General features: G+C 69.3%; 15 protein-coding genes. 7 read left to right on the top strand and 8 right to left on the bottom strand.

Annotation, left to right across the window (positions count from 1 at the left end; genetic code table 11):
• Positions 1 to 12 precede the first annotated feature (12 nt).
• Complete coding sequence (locus tag R2707_19645) at positions 13 to 3153, top strand: PD-(D/E)XK nuclease family protein (protein MEZ5247310.1); 3141 nt, start codon at positions 13 to 15, stop codon at positions 3151 to 3153.
• A gap of 2 nt (positions 3154 to 3155) precedes the next feature.
• Positions 3156 to 6611 carry a UvrD-helicase domain-containing protein gene (locus R2707_19640; GenBank protein MEZ5247309.1) on the top strand — a complete coding sequence of 1152 codons (3456 nt, stop codon included), beginning with the start codon at positions 3156 to 3158 and terminating at the stop codon, positions 6609 to 6611.
• A gap of 10 nt (positions 6612 to 6621) precedes the next feature.
• Here R2707_19640 and R2707_19635 read toward each other — a convergent pair whose 3' ends face one another.
• Positions 6622 to 7155, bottom strand: a complete 534-nt coding sequence (locus R2707_19635; GenBank protein ID MEZ5247308.1) for a MarR family transcriptional regulator — start codon at positions 7153 to 7155, stop codon at positions 6622 to 6624.
• A 65-nt stretch (positions 7156 to 7220) separates the two neighbouring features.
• On the opposite strand from R2707_19635, the gene R2707_19630 reads away from it, so the two are divergent.
• Positions 7221 to 8552, top strand: coding sequence for a cytochrome P450 (locus R2707_19630; protein ID MEZ5247307.1), 1332 nt, complete (start codon positions 7221 to 7223; stop codon positions 8550 to 8552).
• A complete protein-coding gene (locus R2707_19625; GenBank protein ID MEZ5247306.1) occupies positions 8444 to 8890 on the top strand; it encodes a gamma-glutamylcyclotransferase family protein in 447 nt (148 codons plus the stop codon). The genes R2707_19630 and R2707_19625 overlap by 109 nt, the downstream gene beginning before the upstream one ends.
• Before the next feature lie 95 nt (positions 8891 to 8985).
• Here the strand turns inward: R2707_19625 and R2707_19620 are convergent, their stop codons facing one another.
• A complete protein-coding gene (locus R2707_19620) occupies positions 8986 to 10548 on the bottom strand; it encodes an acyl-CoA synthetase (GenBank protein ID MEZ5247305.1) in 1563 nt (520 codons plus the stop codon).
• 58 nt (positions 10549 to 10606) lie between these two features.
• Positions 10607 to 11938 (bottom strand): alpha-glucosidase/alpha-galactosidase, encoded by a 1332-nt coding sequence (locus R2707_19615; protein MEZ5247304.1) that lies wholly within the window; start codon positions 11936 to 11938, stop codon positions 10607 to 10609.
• 111 nt (positions 11939 to 12049) lie between these two features.
• Here R2707_19615 and R2707_19610 point away from each other — a divergent pair, with 111 nt between their 5' ends.
• The 3 genes from R2707_19610 to R2707_19600 are packed head-to-tail and all read left to right on the top strand — an operon-like array spanning position 12050 to position 16094.
• Entirely contained in the window at positions 12050 to 12613 is a 564-nt protein-coding gene (locus tag R2707_19610; protein MEZ5247303.1) for a PadR family transcriptional regulator, read from the top strand.
• Positions 12610 to 13341: an ABC transporter ATP-binding protein gene (locus tag R2707_19605; protein MEZ5247302.1), complete on the top strand. Its 732-nt coding sequence runs from the start codon at positions 12610 to 12612 to the stop codon at positions 13339 to 13341. Before R2707_19610 ends, R2707_19605 begins: the two co-directional genes overlap by 4 nt.
• Positions 13338 to 16094, top strand: a complete 2757-nt coding sequence (locus R2707_19600; GenBank protein ID MEZ5247301.1) for an FtsX-like permease family protein — start codon at positions 13338 to 13340, stop codon at positions 16092 to 16094. Before R2707_19605 ends, R2707_19600 begins: the two co-directional genes overlap by 4 nt.
• Positions 16095 to 16100: 6 nt before the next feature.
• On the opposite strand, the gene galK is transcribed toward R2707_19600, so the two are convergent.
• From galK to R2707_19575, 5 genes are all read right to left on the bottom strand, one after another.
• Positions 16101 to 17285, bottom strand: a complete 1185-nt coding sequence (gene galK / locus R2707_19595; protein MEZ5247300.1) for a galactokinase — start codon at positions 17283 to 17285, stop codon at positions 16101 to 16103.
• Complete coding sequence (locus tag R2707_19590) at positions 17275 to 18036, bottom strand: SDR family oxidoreductase (GenBank protein MEZ5247299.1); 762 nt, start codon at positions 18034 to 18036, stop codon at positions 17275 to 17277. The genes galK and R2707_19590 overlap by 11 nt, the downstream gene beginning before the upstream one ends.
• A 16-nt stretch (positions 18037 to 18052) precedes the next feature.
• On the bottom strand, positions 18053 to 18841 hold the full coding sequence (locus tag R2707_19585; GenBank protein MEZ5247298.1) for a VOC family protein: 789 nt from the start codon (positions 18839 to 18841) through the stop codon (positions 18053 to 18055).
• 75 nt (positions 18842 to 18916) lie between these two features.
• The gene (locus tag R2707_19580; GenBank protein ID MEZ5247297.1) at positions 18917 to 19174 is read right to left on the bottom strand and encodes a hypothetical protein; all 258 of its coding nucleotides are present in this window, start codon (positions 19172 to 19174) and stop codon (positions 18917 to 18919) included.
• 188 nt (positions 19175 to 19362) lie between these two features.
• Positions 19363 to 21060, bottom strand: coding sequence for a DEAD/DEAH box helicase family protein (locus tag R2707_19575; protein MEZ5247296.1), 1698 nt, complete (start codon positions 21058 to 21060; stop codon positions 19363 to 19365).
• Between the last annotated feature and the right edge of the window lie 47 nt (positions 21061 to 21107).

Raw genomic sequence — 21107 nt, 5'->3', positions numbered from 1 at the left:
CGATCCCTGCGGATGGCGATCACTCTTCACACCACTGCCTACGGCGAGGCCGCCCATCTAGCGCTCGCTGCCGCCATCGACAGAGCCAAGGCCGGACTCCCGCTCGAGCCGGTCACGGTGGTGGTGCCGTCGAACCATGTCGGCATCGCCGCTCGTCGGGCGCTCGGCCGCCGCGGCGGTGTCGCGGCGGTCACCTTCCTGACGCCGTACCGCCTGGCCGAACTGCTCGGCGCCGCCCGCGTCGCGAGCACCGATCGCCGTCCTGTCTCGACACCGATCCTCGCCGGCGCGGTCCGCGCCGTGCTCCACAGCGATCCGGGCCACTTCGCCGGTGTCCACACCCATCCCGCTACCGAACGTTCGCTGGTGAGGGCCCACCAGGCGCTCTCCGAGGTGTCCGCCGGCGGTCTCGCTGCGATCGCTGCGACATCGCATCGAGCGGCCGACGTGGTGCGGGTCCACCGCGCTGTCGGCGACCTTCTCGGACCCCACTTCAGCACCGAGCAGGACCTCGTCACCGCCGCGATCGCCGCACTCGCCGATCGCCCACCCGTCCTGGCCGAGCTGGGCAGAGCGATCGCGTTCCTCCCCCAACGGTTGTCCACCAGCCAAACCGACCTCCTCCGGGCGTTCGGTGAGGCGAGCGAACTCGCCGTCATCGCGGGCATCACCGGCGATGCGCAGGCCGATGCCGCCGTTCGAGATGCCGTCGACCGGCTGGGGATCGAGTGGCCCACGGCAACCGACGAGCCGGAGGTCGCGATCGCGGATCGGGGCCTGAGCGTCTCCGATGCCGACGACGAGGTCCGCCACGCCGTGCGGGCGATCGTCGACGCAGCTCGACGGGGTGTACCCCTCGGGCGCTGCGCCGTGCTCTACGGATCCCGCGACCCCTACGCCCGCCTCCTCGGCGACGCCTTCGACGCCGCCGGCATCGAATGGTTCGGGTCCTCGGTGCAGACCGCCGACGCGTCACTCCTCGGGCGTTCGCTGTTGGCGCTGCTCGCGCTCGGCGACCACGACTTCTCGCGCCGCGACGTCGCCGCGTGGCTGGCGAGTGCACCGATCCGCGGCGTCGGCAACCGACCGGCGCCGGTCGCGGCCTGGGAGCGAGCGTCGCGAGCGGCGGGCGTCGTCGGGGGTGCCACACAATGGGCCGATCGCCTGAGCCGACTGGCCGACGAACTCGAGGGCGACGCGACGCGCAGCGAGATGTCCGACGAGGAGACATGGCGCGCCGAGCGTCTCCGACGCGACGCCACCCACGCCCGCGAGCTGGCGACCTTCATGACCACGCTGGTGGCCGATCTCGACCCCGGCGGTCGAGGCGCGAGCTGGAGCGGGCTCGCGAGCTGGTGTCGTTCTCTCGTCCGCAGCTATCTCGGGAGCGAGACCCTGCGGGAGGGTTGGCCCGACGACGAGAGGGCCGCCGCGCAACGGGTGGACGCTGCAATCGATCGGCTCGGAGATCTCGATGGCATCGACCCGGCGCCGTCGGTCGGTGCGTTCCGACGCGCGCTCGAGCTCCAACTGGCCGATGACCTCGGCCGTCACGGCAGTTTCGGCAACGGTGTGCTGATCGGGAGCGCGCACCTCGCGATCGGCCTCGAACTCGACACGGTGTTCGTGGTGGGCATGGCCGAGGGCTCCTTCCCGGCGCGCCGGCGCGACGACCCACTCCTGCCCGACCGTGTGCGGACGGTCACCGGGCGAGATCTCCCTCCCCGCAGCGAGGGCGTCCACGACGATCATCGTGCGCTCCTCGCCGTGATGGCCGCGGCCGGCCACCTGACGATGACCTTCCCCCGCGGCGACCTTCGGCGCAGCGCCGAACGCGCCCCCTCGCGTTGGCTACTCGACTCCGTCGAAGCTCACGACGGCGTGCGGCCGGCCGCCGCCGACATCGGCCGTGCCACCGGCGATTGGTTCCGGGAGATCCCCTCGTTCATCGCGGCCCTCCGCTCGACCGACTTTCCGGCCCATGTCCAGGAGTACGACGTGCGCACGATGCTCGACGCCGCCGACGCGGGCCACGACCTCGGAGACATCGCACTCCTCGCCGACCGGCCCGAGCTCCGCCGGGGGGTCGACCTCATCACGGGTCGGGGCTCGACCGACTTCACCCGCTTCGACGGCAACCTCGCCACCGACGGCGACCTCCGGGGCGTCCGGCTCCCCACCCCGAGAGACGCCGACCACGTCACGTCGGCCACCCGTCTGGAAGCGTGGGCCGGCTGCCCCCACGCCTACTTCCTCCGCCACGTCCTCGGCATCCACCCGGTCGAGGACCCCGAGGAGCAGTACCGCATCACCGCCCTCAACCTCGGCTCGCTCGTCCACCACGCCCTCGATCGTTGGATGGCGGAGACAATCGACTCCGATGCGGTTCCCGAGCCGGGCATCAGGTGGAGCACCGACCAGCGAGATCGCCTCCTCGAGATCGCGACCGACGAGGCCGAGCGGATCGCCGGCAAGGGTCTGGTCGGAAGGGCCGTCTACTGGGCGCGCGATCGTCGGGTCGTGCTCGACGACCTGACCGCATTCCTCGAGATGGACCATCAACTGCGGGCCGCCCACGGGGCACGGCCCCGGGCGACCGAGTTGCCCTTCGGGATGCCCCACTCCTCCACTCCGCCGGTCGAGATCGAACTCCCCAGCGGACGCCCGCTGCGAATCCGCGGGTCGATCGACCGAGTCGATGAAACCCACGACGGCGAGTTGATCGTCATCGACTACAAGACCGGCCAGAGCAAGTACTACAAGGATCTTTCGGAATCGTCGCCGACCCCGGGCGGCCGATTCCTCCAGCTCGCCCTCTACGCAGCCGCAGCCCGGGTGGTCATGCAACGCCCCGACGCGGCGACCCGTGGCGCCTACTGGTTCGTGACCAAGCGGGGCGGCTATTCGACGGCCGGCTATCGGGTCACCGACGAGGTCGCCCGGCTCGCCCTCGGCACCGTCGAGGCGATCGTCGATGGCATCGCCGCCGGCGTCTTCCCTCAGGTCCCCGACCAACCCGGTTGGCGGATGTTCGTGGGATGCGAGTTCTGCGAACCCGACGGCCTCGGCACCGCCCACCAATACGCCGACCACAAGAGGATCAGCGACCACCCCGGCCTCGCCCTTTGGCGCGCCGTCACCGAAGAGGTCTAGGTGTGAGCGATCCCCAACTCCCGCTCTTCGGACCCGACACCATCGAACAACCCGTCGACCAGGCCGACCGCGATCGCATCGTCGCCGAGCGGACCTCGACCCTTTTCGTGGAGGCCGGCGCCGGGTCCGGCAAGACCCGTGCCCTCGTCGACCGTGTCGAAGCGCTCGTGCTGATCGACCGTGTCCCGATGGAGTCCATCGCCGCCATCACCTTCACCGAGAAGGCGGCGGCCGAGCTGCGCGACCGCATCCGCCAACGGTTCGAGCAGACGGCGTCGACGACGGAGGATCCCGAGGTCGCGGCGCTCGCGCACCAGGCCCTCGACCAACTCGACGGGGCCGCCGTCGGCACGCTGCACGCCTTCGCCCAGCGCATCCTCAACGAGCACCCCGTCGAGGCCGGACTCCCGCCCGGGGTCGAGGTGCTCGACGAGATCGGGTCCCAGGTCGAGTTCGAGTCGCACTGGCTCCAGTTCCTCGACGAACTGCTGGACGACACCGACATGGGTCGGTCGATCCTGGCGCTCGAGGCTGCCCGCGTCCGTCTCGATTCGTTGCGCCAGCTCGCCCTGCAGATGACCGACAACTGGGATCTCGTCGAAGAACGGCTGGCGCTCGACGCCCCCGAACCGGCGCCGTTCGACATCGACGCACTCCTGGCCCGTTTCGACGAGGTCCTCGAGCTCCGCCATCACTGCACGAACGACGACGACAAGCTCCTCCCCTGGTTCGCGACGGTGCACGAGCGACGTACCCGCTTGGCCGACGCCGCCGACGACGAGATCGACGCGATGGCGCTCGCCGCCGATCTCGGCGAGAAGGGCACCCTCACGATCAAACCGGGTGGCGCCGGCGCCGCCGCGAACTGGACGGTCGACGTGAAAGACGTCCGCCACGCGGTACGCGGTCTGGGCAGCGATTGCGACGCGGCAGTCCGCGCCGTCACCACCGGAGCTCTCACCCACATCGCCGGCCGGCTCGGTCGCTTCGTGCTCGCGATGGCCGCCGAGCGCCGCCAGACCGGACGGCTCGAGTTCCACGACCTTCTCGTCCAGGCCCGGCGGTTGCTTCGCTCGACCGCCCACGGTGCCGAGGTCCGGGCGTCGTTGCGGGTGCGCTACGCCCGGCTCCTGCTCGACGAGTTCCAGGACACCGATCCGATTCAGGTCGAACTCGCCGCCCTGATCGCGGCCACCGACACCGAGGTGGTCGAACGGCGCTGGGACGAGCTCACCGTCGAACCCGGCCGGCTCTTCTTCGTCGGCGATCCGAAACAGTCGATCTATCGGTTCCGGCGAGCCGACATCAGCGTGTATCTCGCGGCCCGCGATCGGTTCCCCGACGGACCCCGCCTCACGGTCAACTTCCGGACCGTGGCACCGGTCATCGCCTGGATCAACGACGTGTTCGGCGAGCTGATCACCTTCGTCCCCGAGAGCCAACCCGACTACGCGCCGCTCACCGCGTTTCGCCGCGAACCCCCACCGTCGGGTCCCGGTGTCGCACTCCTCGGCACGACCGCCGCCGACACTGCGCTGTCAGCCGACGAACTCCGTGAACGAGAGACCCGCGACATCGCGGCGACGATCGCCGATGCCCTCCATGGTGCCGACCCGTGGAGCGTCCACGACGACGACGTGGGATGGCGTCCGGCCCGACCGAGCGACGTGTGCATCCTCCTTCCCGCCCGCACGAGCCTCGCCTTCCTCGAACGGGCCCTCGACCACGCCCGCATCCCGTACCGGGCCGAGACGAGTTCGTTGGTCTACGCCACCCGAGAGGTCCGCGAACTCATGCTCGCGCTGCGCGCCGTCGCCGACCCGACCGATGAGCTGGCGACCGTCGCGTCCCTGCGATCGTTCGTCTACGGATGCGGCGACGACGACCTCGCGCACTGGCGTCTCGGGCTCGGAGGCCGATTCTCGTTGCGGCACGATCTTCCCGAAGGCGCCGGGAGCCACCCGGTCGCCGACGGACTGCGCCATCTCGCGCAACTGCACCAACAGCGACTGTGGTCCAACCCGGCCGAACTCCTCGACCGTCTCGTGCGAGAACGCGGTGTGCTCGAGACCGCCGTGGCGACCCGGGCACCCCGCGATGTCTGGCGGCGCCTCCGATTCGTGATCGACCAGGCCCGGGCCTGGACCGACGCCGGCGGTCGCGACCTGCGTGCCTATCTCGAGTGGGCTCGACTCCAGGGCGCCGACAATGCGCGTGTCTCAGAGACGGTGCTCCCCGAGACCGACGACGACAGCGTGCGGATCATGACCATCCACGGCGCGAAAGGTCTCGAGTTCCCGATCACCGTCCTCGGCGGGATGACCACCCAGCTGAGCAAGCCGCCGATGGGGCCATCCATCGCCTTTCCGAACGGCGGTCCCCCGATCGTACGGCTGTCGGGCACCGTCACGTCCGAGGGCTACGACGACTGGAAGCCGATCGACGACCAGATGGACGACCACGAACGGGTCCGGTTGCTCTACGTGGCCGCGACCAGAGCACGAGACCATCTCGTGGTCAGCCTCCACCGCAATGCGAAGGGCAAGCCGACGAGCGCCAGCCTGCTGGCCGCCCCCGGCCTCGCATCCGCCGCCGGCATCGAGTGGACACCCCACCCGGCCAGGGTGCCTGCGATCAGCCGACCCACCCCGCAGCCGCTCCCGGCGCGCCCCGACTGGACGGCCGAACGCACCGCGTCGCTCGCCCGGGCCTCGGCCCGGACGGTGATCGCGGCGACCACTCTCGCCCGGGAGGCTGCGCCACCACCCCGACCAGTGCCCGCCGCACCGGGCGATCCGGGAGTCGACCCGAGCGACCCCGGACCCGTCCCCGGTCTCCTCCCACTCGATCCGGGGCTCGACAAACGTCCACGCGATCTCGACCTTCCGCCATGGCAGAAGGGCCGCTACGGCACCGCCGTGGGACGAGCCGTCCACGGCGTGCTGCAGGTCGTCGACCTGGCCGACGGTTCCGGACTCGACGATGCCGCGCGGGCCCAGGCCGCCGCAGAGGGTGTGGCCAACCGCACCGACATCGTGGCCCGGCTCGCACAGGCCGGAGTCGATTCGAGCGTTGCGCGTGCCGCGGCACGAAGCGAGCACTGGCGTGAACTGTGGGTCGCCGCGCCGATCGGCACCTTCCTCATCGAGGGCTACGTCGATCTGCTCTATCGAACGGCCGAGGGCCTCGTGGTCGTGGACTGGAAGACCGACCGCATCGACGGCGACGACGATGTGGCAGTCAAGCTCGAGCGCTACCGCCTCCAGGGGGCCAGCTACGCGGCGGCGGTCGAGGCGGCCACGGGTGAGCCGGTGATCAGGGTGGTGTTCGCGTTCCTGCGCGAGGACGGCGCGACCGAAGCCGAGCTCCCCGACCTCCGCGACGCGATCGCGGAGGTCCACGCACGCGCCGCCGAGCTCGCCGACGCCTCGGCCCGCAACGCCGACGCGAGCATCTGAGCCGGCCCGGTCAGCGCCGCCGCAGCCGCTCGTCGAGCTCGCCGCTGACCCGGGCGAGTCGGTCCCCGAGCTCCGAGCGTTCCGCGCCGTCGAGGTCGCCGATCTCGAGATCGAACGCGTCGAGCACCAGCTCGAGGGTCGCCTGGGCCGCTTGGAGGCCGATGGGCGTCAGCTCGATCAACGCTCGCCGCCCGTCGGAGGGATCCGCGACCCGGCGGACGAGCCCCCGGTCCTCGAGCCGACGGATCGTCTTCGTCGTGCCGCCGGTGGTCTGCACCAGTCGGTCGGCGATCTCGCCTGCCGACAGGCGATGGGGCTCGCCGTGCATCCAGAGTGCGCTCAAGGCGGCGTACTCGGACGTGTCGAGGCCTTCGGTCGCCAGGGTGTCGGCCAGCCACGCCTCGATCTGACGGCCGGTCCGGAAGATCCTCACCAGTACCTCGACCGTCGACCAGTGTCGGGGCTCGACGTGGCGCTCCAGCTCCCCCAACGTCGACGGCGCGGACTCGTCGGTCGGCGGTGTGGTGCCGTTCGTGTCGGTCACGTCACCGACGATAGCCGCTGGCGGGTTGACATTCCTTCTCAGGAAGGTATTTTGTCCACGTGACCATGACCAACGATACCGACGCGACCACTGTCGATCCCGACGACATCGACTTCAGCAACCTCGACGTGTTCGCCGAGCGGTGTCCCCACGACTGGTTCACCTATCTGCGCGAGAACGCGCCCGTCTGGAAGAACAAGGCGACCCCCGAGGCGGGCGACGAGCCGTTCTGGAACGTCACGTCGTACGAACTGATCACCGAGGTGCACCGCAGCGGCACGCTCTTCAGCCACCAGACCGGACCCGGCCGCGACGGCGCCGGGGGCATCTCCCTCACCGACCTGCAGGCTGAGCGCGGCCCCGGCCTGCAGATGGTGATGACCGACCCGCCGAAGCACACGACCTATCGCAAGCTGGTGAACAGCGGCTTCACGCCTCGCATGGTCCGCCGGCTCGAAGATGCGTTCCGGCTACGCACCACGGCCCTGCTCGACGTGGTCACCCCGAAGGGCGAGTGTGACTTCGTCACCTCGATCGCCGCCGAGCTGCCGCTCATGGCGATCGCCGAGATCGTCGGCGTTCCCCAGGAGGACCGCGACAAGCTGCTCGACTGGAGCAACCGGACCATCGGCGGTGCCGACGAGGAGTACCAGTCCAAGGGGCCCGCCCCCTCCGCCGAAGCCGGCACCGAGGGCGACTTCACCGACTCGGAGTCGGCGATGGTCGAGATGGCGATGTACGCCCACGAGCTGACCGACCGCAAGCGGGCGGAACCGGCCGACGACCTCTGGACCCGTCTCACCGAAGCCGTGGTCACCATGGAGGACGGCAGCCGTCACGAGCTCACCGAGCTCGAACGGGATCTCTTCTTCACGCTGCTGATCATCGCCGGCAACGAGACCACCCGGAACGCCATCTCCAAGGGGATGATGGCGTTCTTCGACCACCCCGACCAGTGGCAGCGTTGGCTCGCCGATCCCGCAGGGTTGGCCGACACCATGGTCGACGAGGTCCTGCGGTTCACGAGTCCCGTCAACTACTTCCGTCGCACGGCAACCGAGGACACCGTCCTCGGCGGGGTCGAGATCAAGGCCGGCGACAAGGTGCTGCTGTGGTACCCGTCGGGCAACCGCGACCAGGCCGAGTTCGGGCCGACCGCCGACGAGTTCGACATCGGCCGCGCGCCGAACCACCACATGGCGTTCGGAGCCGGTGGTGCCCACTTCTGCCTGGGCGCCAACCTCGCCCGCCTCGAGATCAAGATCATCTTCGAGGAGCTGGCGAAGCGCTGCCCCGACATCCACCGGACGGGGCCGGCGCAGCGGCTGCGCATGAACCTGGTCGACGGGATCAAGCACCTCCCGGTCGCCTTCACTCCGAGCCCAGCCCTCCTCTGAGCATCGAACATCTCGCCACCTACGGCACACTGATGCCGGGCGGACAAAACCACTGGGTCGTCCGCAACATCGACGGCGAATGGCGTGGCGGACGCGTCGTCGGCTGGACCTATCCGATCGGTTTCGGGCCGGCCGAGGGTCACCCGGGCATCACCCTCGACCCGGCCGGGAGCAGCATCCCGGTGGCCGTGCTCACGTCGGACCGACTCGACGAACACTGGCGCGACATCGACGACTTCGAGGGCCCGGGCTACCGCCGGATCCAGTGCGACGTGACCCTCGACTCCGGCGACCACATCCGCGCCTGGATCTACGAGACCGACCCCGAAGCCGAATAGAAAGTATCGAGGGGTCAGACACCCATACCTTCTCACCGTTGACCCGCGGAAGGCAGGAGCGAGAAGGTGTGGGTGTCTGACCCCTCGATACTTTCTCAGATGATGTTGCCCTCGCGGCCTTCCCAGTAGGGGTCCTTCAGGCGGCGCTTGTAGAGCTTGCCGTTGGGATCGCGGGGCATCTCGGTGGTGTAGTCGATCGAGCGCGGCAGCTTCTGCTTGGCGATCTGACCACGGAGCCAGTCCATGATCGCCGCCGTGGTCTCGTCGTTGGGCTCCCACCCGGGGCGCAACTCGATCACCGCCTTGATCTCCTCTCCGGTGTCGTCGTTGGGAATGCCGAACACGGCGACGTCGCCGACTGCCTCGTGCTGCACGAGGGCACCCTCGATCTCGGCCGGGTAGATGTTGACGCCGCCGGCGATGATCATGTCGTTGGCCCGGTCGTTGAGGAACAGCCAGCCGTCATCGTCGAGATAGCCGATGTCGCCGACGGTGAAGAACCCCCGCAGACGGCTCTTCTCGGTCTTCTCCTTGTCGCCCTTGTACTCGAACGCGTTGCCCGGCATCTTCATGTAGACGGTGCCGCTCTCGTAGGGCGGAAGGTCGTTGCCGTCCTCGTCGACGACGATGATCTCGGCCCCGGGCCACGGCTTGCCGACGGTGCCTGGCTTGGTCATCCACTCGGCCGCGCCCACGTAGGTACCGCCACCCTCGGTCGCCGCGTAGTACTCCCAGATGGTGTCGCCCCACCACTCGATCATCCGGCGCTTGGTCTCCACCGGACAGGGTGCCGCGGCATGGACCATCGAGCGCAGCGACGAGATGTCGTACTTCTCGCGCACGTCGTCGGGAAGCTGGAGCAGCCGGTTGAACATCGTCGGCACCATGTGTGAATGGGTCACCTTGTAGCGCTCGACGCGTTCGAGGAGTCCCTCCGGCGTCCACTTGTCCATCAAGACCACCGTGTGCCCCATGTGCAGCGCCATCGTGGTCCAGTTGTTGACCGCCGTGTGGTAGGTCGGCGCCTGGGTGATCTGCACGTTGTCGTCGTGGGGCATCGTGCCGAACAACATGAACAGTCCGCCGGCGCCGGCCGCCGTCTCGTCGGGGTGACCCTCGACGAGACCCCGGCGCACGCCCTTGGGACGACCGGTCGTGCCCGATGTGTAGAACATGTAGGAGCCGGTCGAGAGGTCGTCGGGCCTGGTCGCGGGCTGACCCTCGATCAGTTCGTCGAACGGGCGAAAGCCCGGGACTGCGCCCACCGAGAAGCGATTCGTCTCCGGCGTCACACAGTCCTCGAGGACCCGGACGGCCTCGTCGGCGAAGCGCTCCGACACGATCAGCGCCTTCGTCTCGGAGTCGTTGACGATGTAGGAGATCTCCGGACCGACCAGGTGCCAGTTCACCGTCGTGAGGTAGAACCCGCCCTGGTAGGCGGCGAGGCAGACGGCGATCTGCTCGAAGGAGTTCGGCAGCACCGTGGTGACCTGATCGCCCTTCTGGAGGCCGAGGGCCCGCAGACCGTGGACGATCTTGTTGGTGAGCTCGTACAACTCGCCGTAGGTCATCTCGTTGTAGTCGGGGTCGACGAGCGCGAGATGGTCGGGATCGGCTTCCGCGATCTTCCAGAAACCGGTGACATCAGTGTTGGCCATGCGCAGATGATCCGCGTTCACACCCGTCCGGGTCCAATCGGCACGCGAGGTTGCGCCCTCATCTGCTCCGGAGGTTGGCCGGGATGAGGTCGCCGTGGGCGTCGATGAGGTCGGTCACGAGCGACTCGATCTGGTCGAGGTCGAGCTCGGCGGCAGTGTGGGGGTCGAGCATGGAGGCATGGAGCACATGGTCCCGGCGGCCCTCCAGCACGGCTTCGACGGTGAGCGACTGGACATTGATGTTCGTCTGCATCAACGCGGCGAGGTGCGGTGGAAGCTCGCCGATCACCGTCGGCTGCACGCCGTTGGCGTCGACGAGGCAGGGGACCTCGACACAGCAGCCCGTGGGGAGGTTCGAGATGAGGCCGCGGTTCGAGACGTTGCCGTAGATCACACGCGGCGTGCCCGTCTCCATGCTGTGGATGATCTCGGAGCCGTACTCGGGGCTGCGGCGCACCCGGAACGGGGCATCGGGGTCCTCGAGCCGGCGACGCTGGTCGTCCCACCCGGCGATCTGGAACTCGCAGCGCCGCGGGTATTCGTCGAGCGGGATGCCGAACCGGTCGATGAGGTCGTCGCGTCCGTCCTTGATGAACCACGGCACGTATTCGGCGAAGTGCTCGCTCGACTCGGTGACGAAGTAGCCGAGCCGCCGGAACATCTCGTAGCGGACCGCCTCGGACAGGTAACCGTGGCGCTTCGGCACCTCGCCCCGGGCTCGCTCGGCGAGCTGGGGATAGAGGTCGACCCGACCTTCGGCGGTCTCGCGTTCGAACTCGAGGTAGAAGGCCATGTGGTTGATGCCGGCGCACCGGTAGCGGATCTCTTCGGCGGGAATGCCGAGGTCCTCGGCCAGCTGTGTCGCGGTCCCCTGCACGCTGTGGCAGAGACCCACGGTGTCGATCGATGTCGCCCGGTCGACCGCCCAGCAGAGCATCGCCATCGGGTTGACGTAGTTGAGCAGGGTGGCGTCGCCACAGACCTCTTCCATGTCATGACACATGTCGATCAGTACGGGAATGGTGCGCAGGCCCCGCATGATCCCGCCGATGCCCAGCGTGTCGGCGATGGTCTGGCGCAAGCCGTACCGCTTGGGGATCTCGAAGTCGGTGACCGTGGCCGGTTCGTAGCCCCCGACCTGGAACATCGTGATGACGTAGTCGGCACCCTCGAGCGCTCGACGTCGATCGGTCGACGCCTCGATGGTCGGCGTCACGTCGAGCGTCGCGGCGATCCGGTTGGCGACCAGCGTCGACGTCGCCAGCCGCTCGGCATCGATGTCGTGCAGGGAGATCGACGAACCGGCGAGCTCGGGAAACGCCAAGATGTCGCCGAGGAGGTTCTTGGCGAACACGGTGCTGCCCGCACCGACGAAACAGATCTTGGTCATTCGTCCTCCATCGGCGCGGCACGGTACCACCCGCTCGGTCGCCGACGAAGGCCGGGAACTCCACGAGAAATCGGTTGCGCTGTAGTTACTCGGTATGCATACTCGGTATCTATGGCAGTACGCGAGGGCTTGCTCTCACTCCTCCAACCCGGCGCCCGGTACGGCTATCAGCTCAAGACCGAGTTCGAATCGGTCACCGGCGGCGTCTGGAAGCTCAACGTCGGACAGGTGTACACGACCCTCGACCGCCTCGAACGCGACGGTCTCGTCGATGTCGAGCTCTCCGGCGACGACGACCAGAAGCTCTACACCCTCACCGCCGCCGGTCGCGAAGAGCTCGGTTCCTGGTGGGAGGCGATCCCCGCCGAGGACCCGCCACCGCGCGACGAGCTGATGCTCAAGGTACTGATGGCGATCGAACAGGGCCACGACCACGCGCTCACCGTCATCACCCGCCAACGCACGGCGCTGTTCGGGCTTCTCCAACGACATCGGCGCGACCGCCCGACCGACGTCGTCGATTCCGACTCGCTTGCCGCCCGACTCGTCGTCGACGCCCTCGTGGTGCGGGCAGAAGCCGATCTTCGCTGGCTCGACCTCTGCGAGTCGCGCCTCGTCGCCGCTGTTCCCGATCCCCCTCGAACTCCCGACTCCTCACCAAAGGCAACGTCATGACCCCCGAGTCCCTCATCCCGATCGTCGAATTCCGCGACGTCGTCAAGTCGTTCGGCGCCGGCACCACCGAGGTGCGGGCCGTCAACGGCATCGATCTCTCGATCCGACCCGGTGAGTTCGTCGCCATCATGGGTCCGTCCGGGTGCGGCAAGTCGACCCTTCTCCACCTCGGCGGAGGACTCGAGCTGCCGACGGCCGGACAGGTCCTCTTCGACGGCACGGATCTCTCGTCGGTGGGCGCCGTTCGACTCGCCGAGATCCGGCGGCGTCACCTCGGCTACGTGTTCCAGTCGCTCAACCTGGTCCCTTCGCTGACGGCGCTCGAGAACGTCATGCTCCCGCTCGAACTGGACGGGCTCCCGAGAGCGGCAGCCCGTACTGCCGCCGTCGAGGCACTCGTGCGGGTCGGGATCGAGCAGCAGATCGACCGCTACCCCGACTCGTTCTCCGGTGGTCAACAGCAGCGGATCGCCATCGCCCGTGCAGTCGTCGGTGAGCGACAGGTCATCTTCGCCGACGAACCGACCGGGGCGCTCGACACCCTCACGTCCGATCAGGTCGTCGAGGTCCTCGCCGGACTGGCTCGCTCCGGCGTCGCCGTCGTGATGGTCACCCACGAACCGCGATTCGCATCGTGGGCCGACCGGGTGGTCTTCGTCCGCGACGGCAAGCTCGTCGACGAGTCGTCCGCCGGCTACACCGCACCCGCAGGCCCGGTGATGGCATGACCCTGGTCGACGACCCCCCCGCCATGACCGTGCCACCGCCGGCCTGCGAGCCGGTCACGCGCTCCGCCGTCCCTGCGTGGCGCTTCGCCAGCCGCCTCGCCCGGCGAGAGGTCCGTCGTCGCCCCGGTCGCACGATCCTCGCGGCACTCCTGATCGCCGTACCCGTTGCCGCGATGACGAACGGCAGCATCGTCGCCCGCACCAACGCCGCCGACTGGTCGCTGGACTACCAGCGCGACTACGGCGACACCGACATCGTGCTCGGCGCGTCCACATCGACGGTGGCATCGGACGACGATGGCTCCACTGCACTGACACCGTTGCCGGACGGCTCGACGACCCGTGAGTACCTCTGGACGGGCACGCCCGTCACCGCATCGAACAGGGAAGGAGACACCACGGTCGCCTACGTCCAGTTCGGCAACATGACGTTCAGCGACAAGGCGGCAACCGCGGGTATCGACATCACCTCCGGTCGCGCGCCGGAGCCGGGCGAGGTGCTGCTCGGCACGGACCTCGCCGGCCGGCTCGGCATCGGAGCCGGCGACCAGCTCACGCTGACCCGCCCGTCCGGCACTTGGCTCGTCGCCGGACTCGGCGAGATCCGCGGCAACTACTCCCAGGATCCGCTGATCATCCCCGGGTTCGACACGGCCCGGATCTCGCCCGACTACGGCGCACCGATGACATGGATCGACCTGCCCGACGGCACCCCCGTCGACACGATCCGCAGGATCGCCGCCGAGCGGGGCGGTCTGACCCGCTACGACAACCCGAACTCCCGTCCGGACGATCTCGACACCGGGATGGCCTGGGGCTTCGTGGCGGGCGTGTTGGCCCTCGTCGCCGTCGGCATCATCGTCGCTGCGGCCTTCGCCACGAGCGCTCGTCGCCAGCTGGTCACGATCGGGCAGCTCAGGTCGAACGGGGCTTCGGAGGCGGTGGTCCGTCGGACCCTGGCGCTCCAAGGGTCGTGGACCGGGGTCGTCGGCGCGATCGTCGGCGTGACGGGGGGCCTGGCCCTGCTTCCGTTGACACGATCGCTCATCGCCCGCCACATCGTGCAACACGAGATACGCGCGTTCCGGTTCTCGGTCACCGACATCGTCGTGATCACGATCACCGCGGTCGTGGCGGCCACGATCGCCGCTGCGGTCCCCGCCCGATCCGCAGCGCGGGTTCCGGTGATGACCGCCCTCGCCGGACGCCGCCCGACCGGGACACCGGCCCCGTGGCTCGTTCCGACCGGGCTGGCACTGCTCTTCGGCGGACTCGGGCTCGTGGCCGTCGCAGCACTCGGAGCCAAGGGCGACACACAGGGCAGCAACATCTGGGCCCTGCTCGTCGTGATCGGGGGGACGGCGATGGTGTTCGGCACCTGCTGCGCCGCGCCACTGGTCATCGAGAAGATCGGTGGGCTCGGCCACCGATCTTCGCTCTCGTGGCGGATGGCATTGCGCAGCCTGGCCCGTTCCCGGAGCCGGTCGGCGGCCGTCGTGGCGGCGATCGCCGTCACCGTCGGCGGCGCCACGGCCGTCGCCGCGATCGCCGAGCTGGTGCTGCGAGAGGACAGCAACTGTTGTCAGGCGGCGTTGCCGGCCGATGCGATCGTGGTGTCGGCGAGCCAGTCGTTCACGGTGGCGAGCGACTCGATCGATCTGACCGACTACGGCCCGCTGGTCGGCGTCGAGGTGCGTCCGTCGACGATGGCGGCCATCGCGGCGATCGCTCCCGACGGCGACGTCTTCCCCTATGCGGTCGCGACGTTCGACCCGGCGCCGTTCGACCCGTCCGTCGACTACAACGACCCCTCGGGGCCGATGATCGCCACTCCCGCCCTCCTCGACCTCTTGGGGGTGTCGCCCGCCGACCGGACGGCGCTGGCCGCGACCGGTGCGATGCAGCCACGGATCGCCGACGGCTACGCCGTGACATCCGACGGCGACGGCTTCGCGAACGAGGCGGAGGACCCGGTCTCGGGGTCGCCGACCGCCGAGTATCGCTCGGAGGGCGGAGTGATCACCGTTCCCTACGCGTTCGGGGCCGATCCTCTCGACCACCCGTGGACGGGCCAGCTCCTGATCACCGAGCAGGCCGCGGCCGATGCCGGGTTCACCATCGTGGAGACGGGGGTCATCATCCGTGCCGGCGCCGACCTCACAACGACACAGCTCGACCAGCTCTCTGCACTCCAGAACGAGCTCTGGGGGACGTCCGTCGATGCGTTCATCGAACCCGGCGACACCTCCCGTCTCGATGGCAGCGACCAGCCGGGTGCCGTGCAGGACGAGTACTTCGACATGTGGTACGAGGACCCTCGCTGGCAGTCCTCGTCGGCCGATGACCTCTGGATCGCCCGATTGGTGATCCTCGGCGCGGCCCTGGCGCTGAGCCTGCTGGTCGTCTCCATCGGCCTGGCGCTGGCCGCCGCCGAAGGCCGCGAGGAGCGCGACACGTTCACGATCGTGGGTGCGCGTCCGTCGTCGATGCGACGACAAGCTGCCGCTCGGGCCGCGGTGCTGGCGCTCGTCGGAATCGGGCTCGGCATCCCGCTCGGCTTCGCGCCGACCTGGGTGGTCGACCGCGTGGCGAACAGTGGCATCGACTCGTACGCCACCGACAACATCCAGGTGCCGTGGTTGGTGGTCGGTGTCCTCCTGGTGGTCATCCCGTCGGTGGCCGCCGCAGGCGCATGGACGGTCTCGGGCCTCGCCAACCACTTCCGGCCCGCCACCCCGGCCCGACGCGACTGACGCCCCCTACGCCGTCGATCGTTCGACCGACGCACCTCCCGCTGCGCCACAGGCCCACAGCCGCGGCACGGTGCCGGTCGCTCGTTCGTATGCCGCCACCACCGCGGCCTCGAACGCGGCCACGTGGTCGGCCTCCACCAGCGCCACTGCACAACCGGCGAAACCGCCGCCCGTCATCCGCGCCCCCAGACACCCGGGCGCGTGCATTGCGGCATCGACGATCGTGTCGAGCGCCGCACCCGACACCTCGAACAGATCGCGCAGGCTCGCGTGGCTCTCGGCCATGAGCGTGCCGACGACCGGCCCGTCGTCGGCCGCCATCGCGTCGGCGGCGGCGAGCGTTCTCGCGTTCTCGGCGACGACATGGGCGGCACGGCGCCATTCGGTCTCGTGCTCGGGCAGGAGCGACGACAGATCGTCGACCTCGGCCACCTCTCGCAGGGAATCGACCCCGAGCAGCTCGGCCGCCCGCCGACAGGCGTGCATGCGGGCCGCGAACTCGGAGTCGACGAGCCGGCGACGCGTCATGGTGTCCATGACGACCACGACGGTCCCGCTCGGCAGCGTCACCGGTGTGATCGCGAGCGTCCGACAGTCGATGAGCGAGGCCGCACCCTCCACCGCTGTCGCCGAGATGAGTTGATCCATGATCCCGGTGGGCGCGCCGAGCAGGCGGGTCTCGACCTGCTGGCCGTACTCGGCGATCCGCACCGCATCTCTGTCGACTTCCGCCCGGAATGCGATGGTCAACCCGACACAGATCTCGATGGCGGCGGAGGAGGAGAGACTGGCGCCGGTCGGGATGTCGGTCGCCACCGTGGCCCGCCACGGCGGCGCGGTCACCCCGTCGGCCGCCATAACCTCGACCATCGCCTGGATGTGCGCCGCCCAACCCGGGGCAACGGCCCCGCCACTCGCCGAGTCGCCGAGCACCACCTCGCCGATCTCCACCTCGCCGATCACCACCTCGCCGAACCCCTCGGAGCGGAGCCGGCTGTGCGCCTCGGGCGACGCGCTCACAGCCATCACCGTGTCGAACGGCAACGCCATGGGCAGCACGAAACCGTCGTTGTAGTCGGTGTGTTCGCCGATGAGGTTGACCCGTCCCGGTGCCCGGACGACGAAGTCGGGTTCCCCCCACTCCGACCGATGGGCGGCGAGCGCCCGGGAACGGGCCGACTCAGTCGACACAGGTGGAACCGCCGTCGACGACGAGCTGGGTCCCGGTGATGAACGATGCCTCGTCGGAGAGCAGGAAGCGGACGGCGGCGGCGACCTCCTCGGGCCGCCCGAGCCGCCCCATCGGCTGGCCCTGCGTGTAGATCTCGGTGAGACCGTCGCCCTGCGGGAGCAGCGGGGTGTCGATGTAGCCGGGGCACACGGCGTTGACCCTGATGCCGTCGCCCGCCAGTTGGGCCGCCATCGACCGAGTGAGGCCGAGAAGGCCGGCCTTCGAGGCGCAGTAGGCGGGGATGAACGCATGGCCGATCAGGCCCTCGATCGACGAGATGGCGACGACGGCCGCGCCCGGTCCGCCGGCCCGCAGATGGGGCAGCAGCGCCTGGGTCAGCATCGCGTGGGCGGTGAGGTTGACGTCGACGACCTTGTCCCACGCCGGATGGTCGAGGGCTCCGATGACATCGGCGCTGACCGTCCCGGCTGCGTGGACGAGCCCACCGATGGGTCCGAGCGCCGACGCGGCATCGGCCGCCGCGGCATCGAGGTCGTCGGTCCGGGTGACGTCGATGCCGAGGCCGATGGCGGCGACGCCGTGCGCCGCGGCCACCGACTCGGCCGCGGCGGCCGCCGCGTCGGCCTGCAGGTCCCAGATGGCCACGGGTCGGCCGACCGCGGCGAGCGCGTCGGCGCAGGCCCGGCCGATGCCGGACGCGCCGCCGGTGATCACGACGGCAGAGGTGGGCGAGGGATCCGGTCGGGTCATGACCGGAGACTGCCAGCTACTGAGGTGGTTGGGCCAGAGCGATGATCGAGAAATGGGCGCCCGCAGGGTCGGCGACCGCAGCGATCCGGCCCGGTTCGGCATCGAAGGGACCGAAGGTCACCTGCCCTCCGAGCTCCGCGATCGTCGCGCATGCGGCGTCGCAGTCGGCCACCGCGAAGTAGGTCGTCCACATCGGCGGGATCCCCTCGGCGGGGATGGGCATGGCCGAACCGACGGATTCACCGGCCACCTCGAAGGTCGTCATCGCCCCCAGCCCCTCCATCTCGATGGTCGAGCTGGTCGCGCCGAGCACCTTCCCGTAGAACTCCGCCGCGCCCGGCTGATCGGCGGTGACGAGCTCGGCCCACGTGAACGCGCCAGGCTCGTTGACCACGCCGCAGCCGGGATGCTCCTTGGCCTGCCAGAGGCAGAAGACGGCACCGGTCGGGTCGACCATGACACCCATCCGGCCGGCCGTCATCACGTCGAAGGGTGGGACCATCACCGACCCGCCGGCCCGTTCGACCGCGGCCGTGGACGCATCGATGTCGTCGACGGTGATGTAGACGCTCCACACCGGCGGCATCCCCATGGCGACCTGCTCCGGCGACTGTTGCATCATCCCCGCGGCCGACCGGCCCCGCAGCGACGCCATGTGGTACTGGCTGTCGGGGTCGTCGGTGTCGTCGGCTTCCCACTCCCAGCCGAACAGGGCCGAGTAAAACGCCTTCGATCCTTCGACGTCGGTGGTCGCGAGGTCGACCCACGACGGGGTCCCCTCGGGGTAGGCGTCACGATCCGGCATGCCGCCGACGCTACGCACGCAGCGGGTCGCGGTCAACGGTCCGTCCGCCGGCGCGCCCGCCGTGAGTTCGCCGGTTCAGCCGACGGGCTCCGCCGGGTTGATGGCCGCCATCTCGAGCATGTCGAGCTGGTCACGCCACCACTCGGCGGGAACCATGTGCTTGCCGGGCACGGCGGCCAGCGACCGGTCGACCAGGTCGACCACATCGGGGCGCCGAGCCGCATCCAGCCGCAGATCCAGCAACGCATCGATGACGCGGGATCGGCTGCAGATGTCGCCATCGATGGCGTCACGCAGAAGCTGAATGGTGCGTTCCAGATCGAACTCGCTCATGGACTCCACAACGTCTCCGCTCCGAGTGTTGTTTCCGAATTCCGAAGAAACCCGGCAGGAACCGAGTGGCACCCGTCATACAAGGTTCGGCTCATTGTCTCCCGGATCTGAGTCGCCGGGGCGGAAACCATACGTTCGGCACAATCGCGAGGGGGCGGAGTGGGCCACGCGGCCCACGAACCGACCGGTCAGCGGCGCAGACTCTCGAGCCACGCGTTCGCGGTGTCGAGCCGGCGACGCAGCGCGGCCTCGTCGGCCTCACCGACCCGTTCGACCTGGCTCCGGCGGTTCAGCTCCGCGTTGACGGACCGGTGGTCCATCCCGGTGGACCGCACGAGCTCGAGCACCCGGTCGGCGTTCCACTGCCGCAGGTCCTTCTTGCGCGCGTGCTTGGAACGGAGATCCCCGAGCGCGGCCCGCGGGTCGGCGCCTCGGCCCGGGAGCGCAGGCGGTGGTGGCAGATCGACCGGCAGGCCGGCGAGCTCGTCCATCTCGACCACCACGTCTTCGTGAGGGTCGGTGCCGTCGTCGATCGACGACAGCGCATCGCCGCTGTCGCCGGTGTCCATCGCGGTGGACGACAACGCCTGGAACAACGACGGCTGCTCCTCGATCTCGACGGCCCGGGTCAGGTCGTCGAGCGCCGACTCCTTCTGGGCGTCGTTCGCGATCCGCTTGTCGATCGAGTGACGCCGTGTCTCGGCGAGGGTCGCGGCGTGATGTCGCAGACGAGGATCGTCGGGGACGAAGTAGTACGCCTTTTGCGACTTGTGCCCAGGAGTCCATCGAGCGATGCGGCCGACCGCCTGGCGGAAGAACAACGGCGTGATCGTGGTGGTGGCATGGACGGCCACCCGCAGGCGTGGAATGTCGACGCCCTCGGAGATCATCCGCACCGCGATCACCCACGGTTCGTCACTTTGCGCGTACTCGGCGATGACGTGGGAGGCCCGAGGATCATCGCTCACCGCGAGAGCGGGCCGCTCCCCCGTCCAGCGTTCCAGCAGATTGGCGATGCCGCGGGCGTGCTCCTGGTCCATCGCGATCACGAGACCACCCGCCTCGGGCGACTGTCGCCGGATCGATCGCAGTCGTTCATCGGCCTTGACCAGCACCGTCGACAGCCAGTCGCCGTCGACGCTCAGGGCGGTGCGCAACCGGGCACTGCGATCCTCCTGGTCGAGGTCGTCGCCGAAGCTCGCCTCTTTCAGCGAACCATCCGCCCCGATCCACTCCATGTGGCCGTCGAATCGCGGGAAGAAGACCGGCCGGACGACGCCACCGTCGACCAGCGCGCTTCCGTAGTCGTACTCGTAGTCCGCGACTGCGTCGCCGTGATCGCCGAGGGTGTAGGTGACGAACGGGATCGGAGCATCGTCGGAGCGAAACGGTGTGCCCGAGAGCAGAAGACGGGCGCCCGCACGCTCGAACGACTCCTCGACGCCGTCGCCCCAGGTCTTGTCACCACCGGCGTGATGGATCTCATCGAGGATGACGATGCCGCCCTCGCTCAGCGTGCGCAGGAGGCGGGACGAAGTGGCGGCCTGGGCGTAGGTCACGACGATGCCGTGCATGTCGGCCGGCACCGTCGGCTCGCGCCCCTCCCAGTCGGGCTCGAGGTGGAACCCGAACCGCTCGGCCGCCGACGCCCACTGCAGCTTCAGGTGCCGGGTGGGGACGACGACCACGAAGGGACGACGTTCCCCCGCCAGCCAGTGACGCACCGCCGTGAGGGCGAAGGTCGTCTTTCCGGCCCCCGGGCAGGCAACGGCGAGGAAGTCGCGATGCCCACCCTCGATGTCCTTTTCCCTGACGACCTTGTCGAGGAAATCGCGCAGGGCCGAGTGCTGCCATTTCCGAAGCGTGATCGACCGGGGCGCAGGCACGGCGGCCGACGATAGCCACGTGCGATGCGACCGCGGCGCACCCGGAT

The organism is Acidimicrobiales bacterium, from assembly GCA_041394245.1.
Classification (GTDB): Bacteria; Actinomycetota; Acidimicrobiia; order Acidimicrobiales; family Aldehydirespiratoraceae; genus JAJRXC01.
The sequence above is the reverse complement of the archived record's forward strand: the minus strand, read 5'-3'. Positions and strand labels throughout refer to the sequence as shown.

Bases quoted from the DNA above. Each gene is read 5' to 3' on its own strand.
- R2707_19645 (MEZ5247310.1), top strand. From the start codon at position 13: ATGGCGATCACTCTTCACACCACTGCCTACGGCGAGGCCGCCCATCTA.
- R2707_19630 (MEZ5247307.1), top strand. From the start codon at position 7,221: ATGACCAACGATACCGACGCGACCACTGTCGATCCCGACGACATCGAC.
- R2707_19620 (MEZ5247305.1), bottom strand. From the start codon at position 10,548: ATGGCCAACACTGATGTCACCGGTTTCTGGAAGATCGCGGAAGCCGAT.
- R2707_19615 (MEZ5247304.1), bottom strand. From the start codon at position 11,938: ATGACCAAGATCTGTTTCGTCGGTGCGGGCAGCACCGTGTTCGCCAAG.
- R2707_19610 (MEZ5247303.1), top strand. From the start codon at position 12,050: ATGGCAGTACGCGAGGGCTTGCTCTCACTCCTCCAACCCGGCGCCCGG.
- R2707_19605 (MEZ5247302.1), top strand. From the start codon at position 12,610: ATGACCCCCGAGTCCCTCATCCCGATCGTCGAATTCCGCGACGTCGTC.
- R2707_19600 (MEZ5247301.1), top strand. From the start codon at position 13,338: ATGACCCTGGTCGACGACCCCCCCGCCATGACCGTGCCACCGCCGGCC.
- R2707_19590 (MEZ5247299.1), bottom strand. From the start codon at position 18,036: ATGACCCGACCGGATCCCTCGCCCACCTCTGCCGTCGTGATCACCGGC.
- R2707_19585 (MEZ5247298.1), bottom strand. From the start codon at position 18,841: ATGCCGGATCGTGACGCCTACCCCGAGGGGACCCCGTCGTGGGTCGAC.
- R2707_19580 (MEZ5247297.1), bottom strand. From the start codon at position 19,174: ATGAGCGAGTTCGATCTGGAACGCACCATTCAGCTTCTGCGTGACGCC.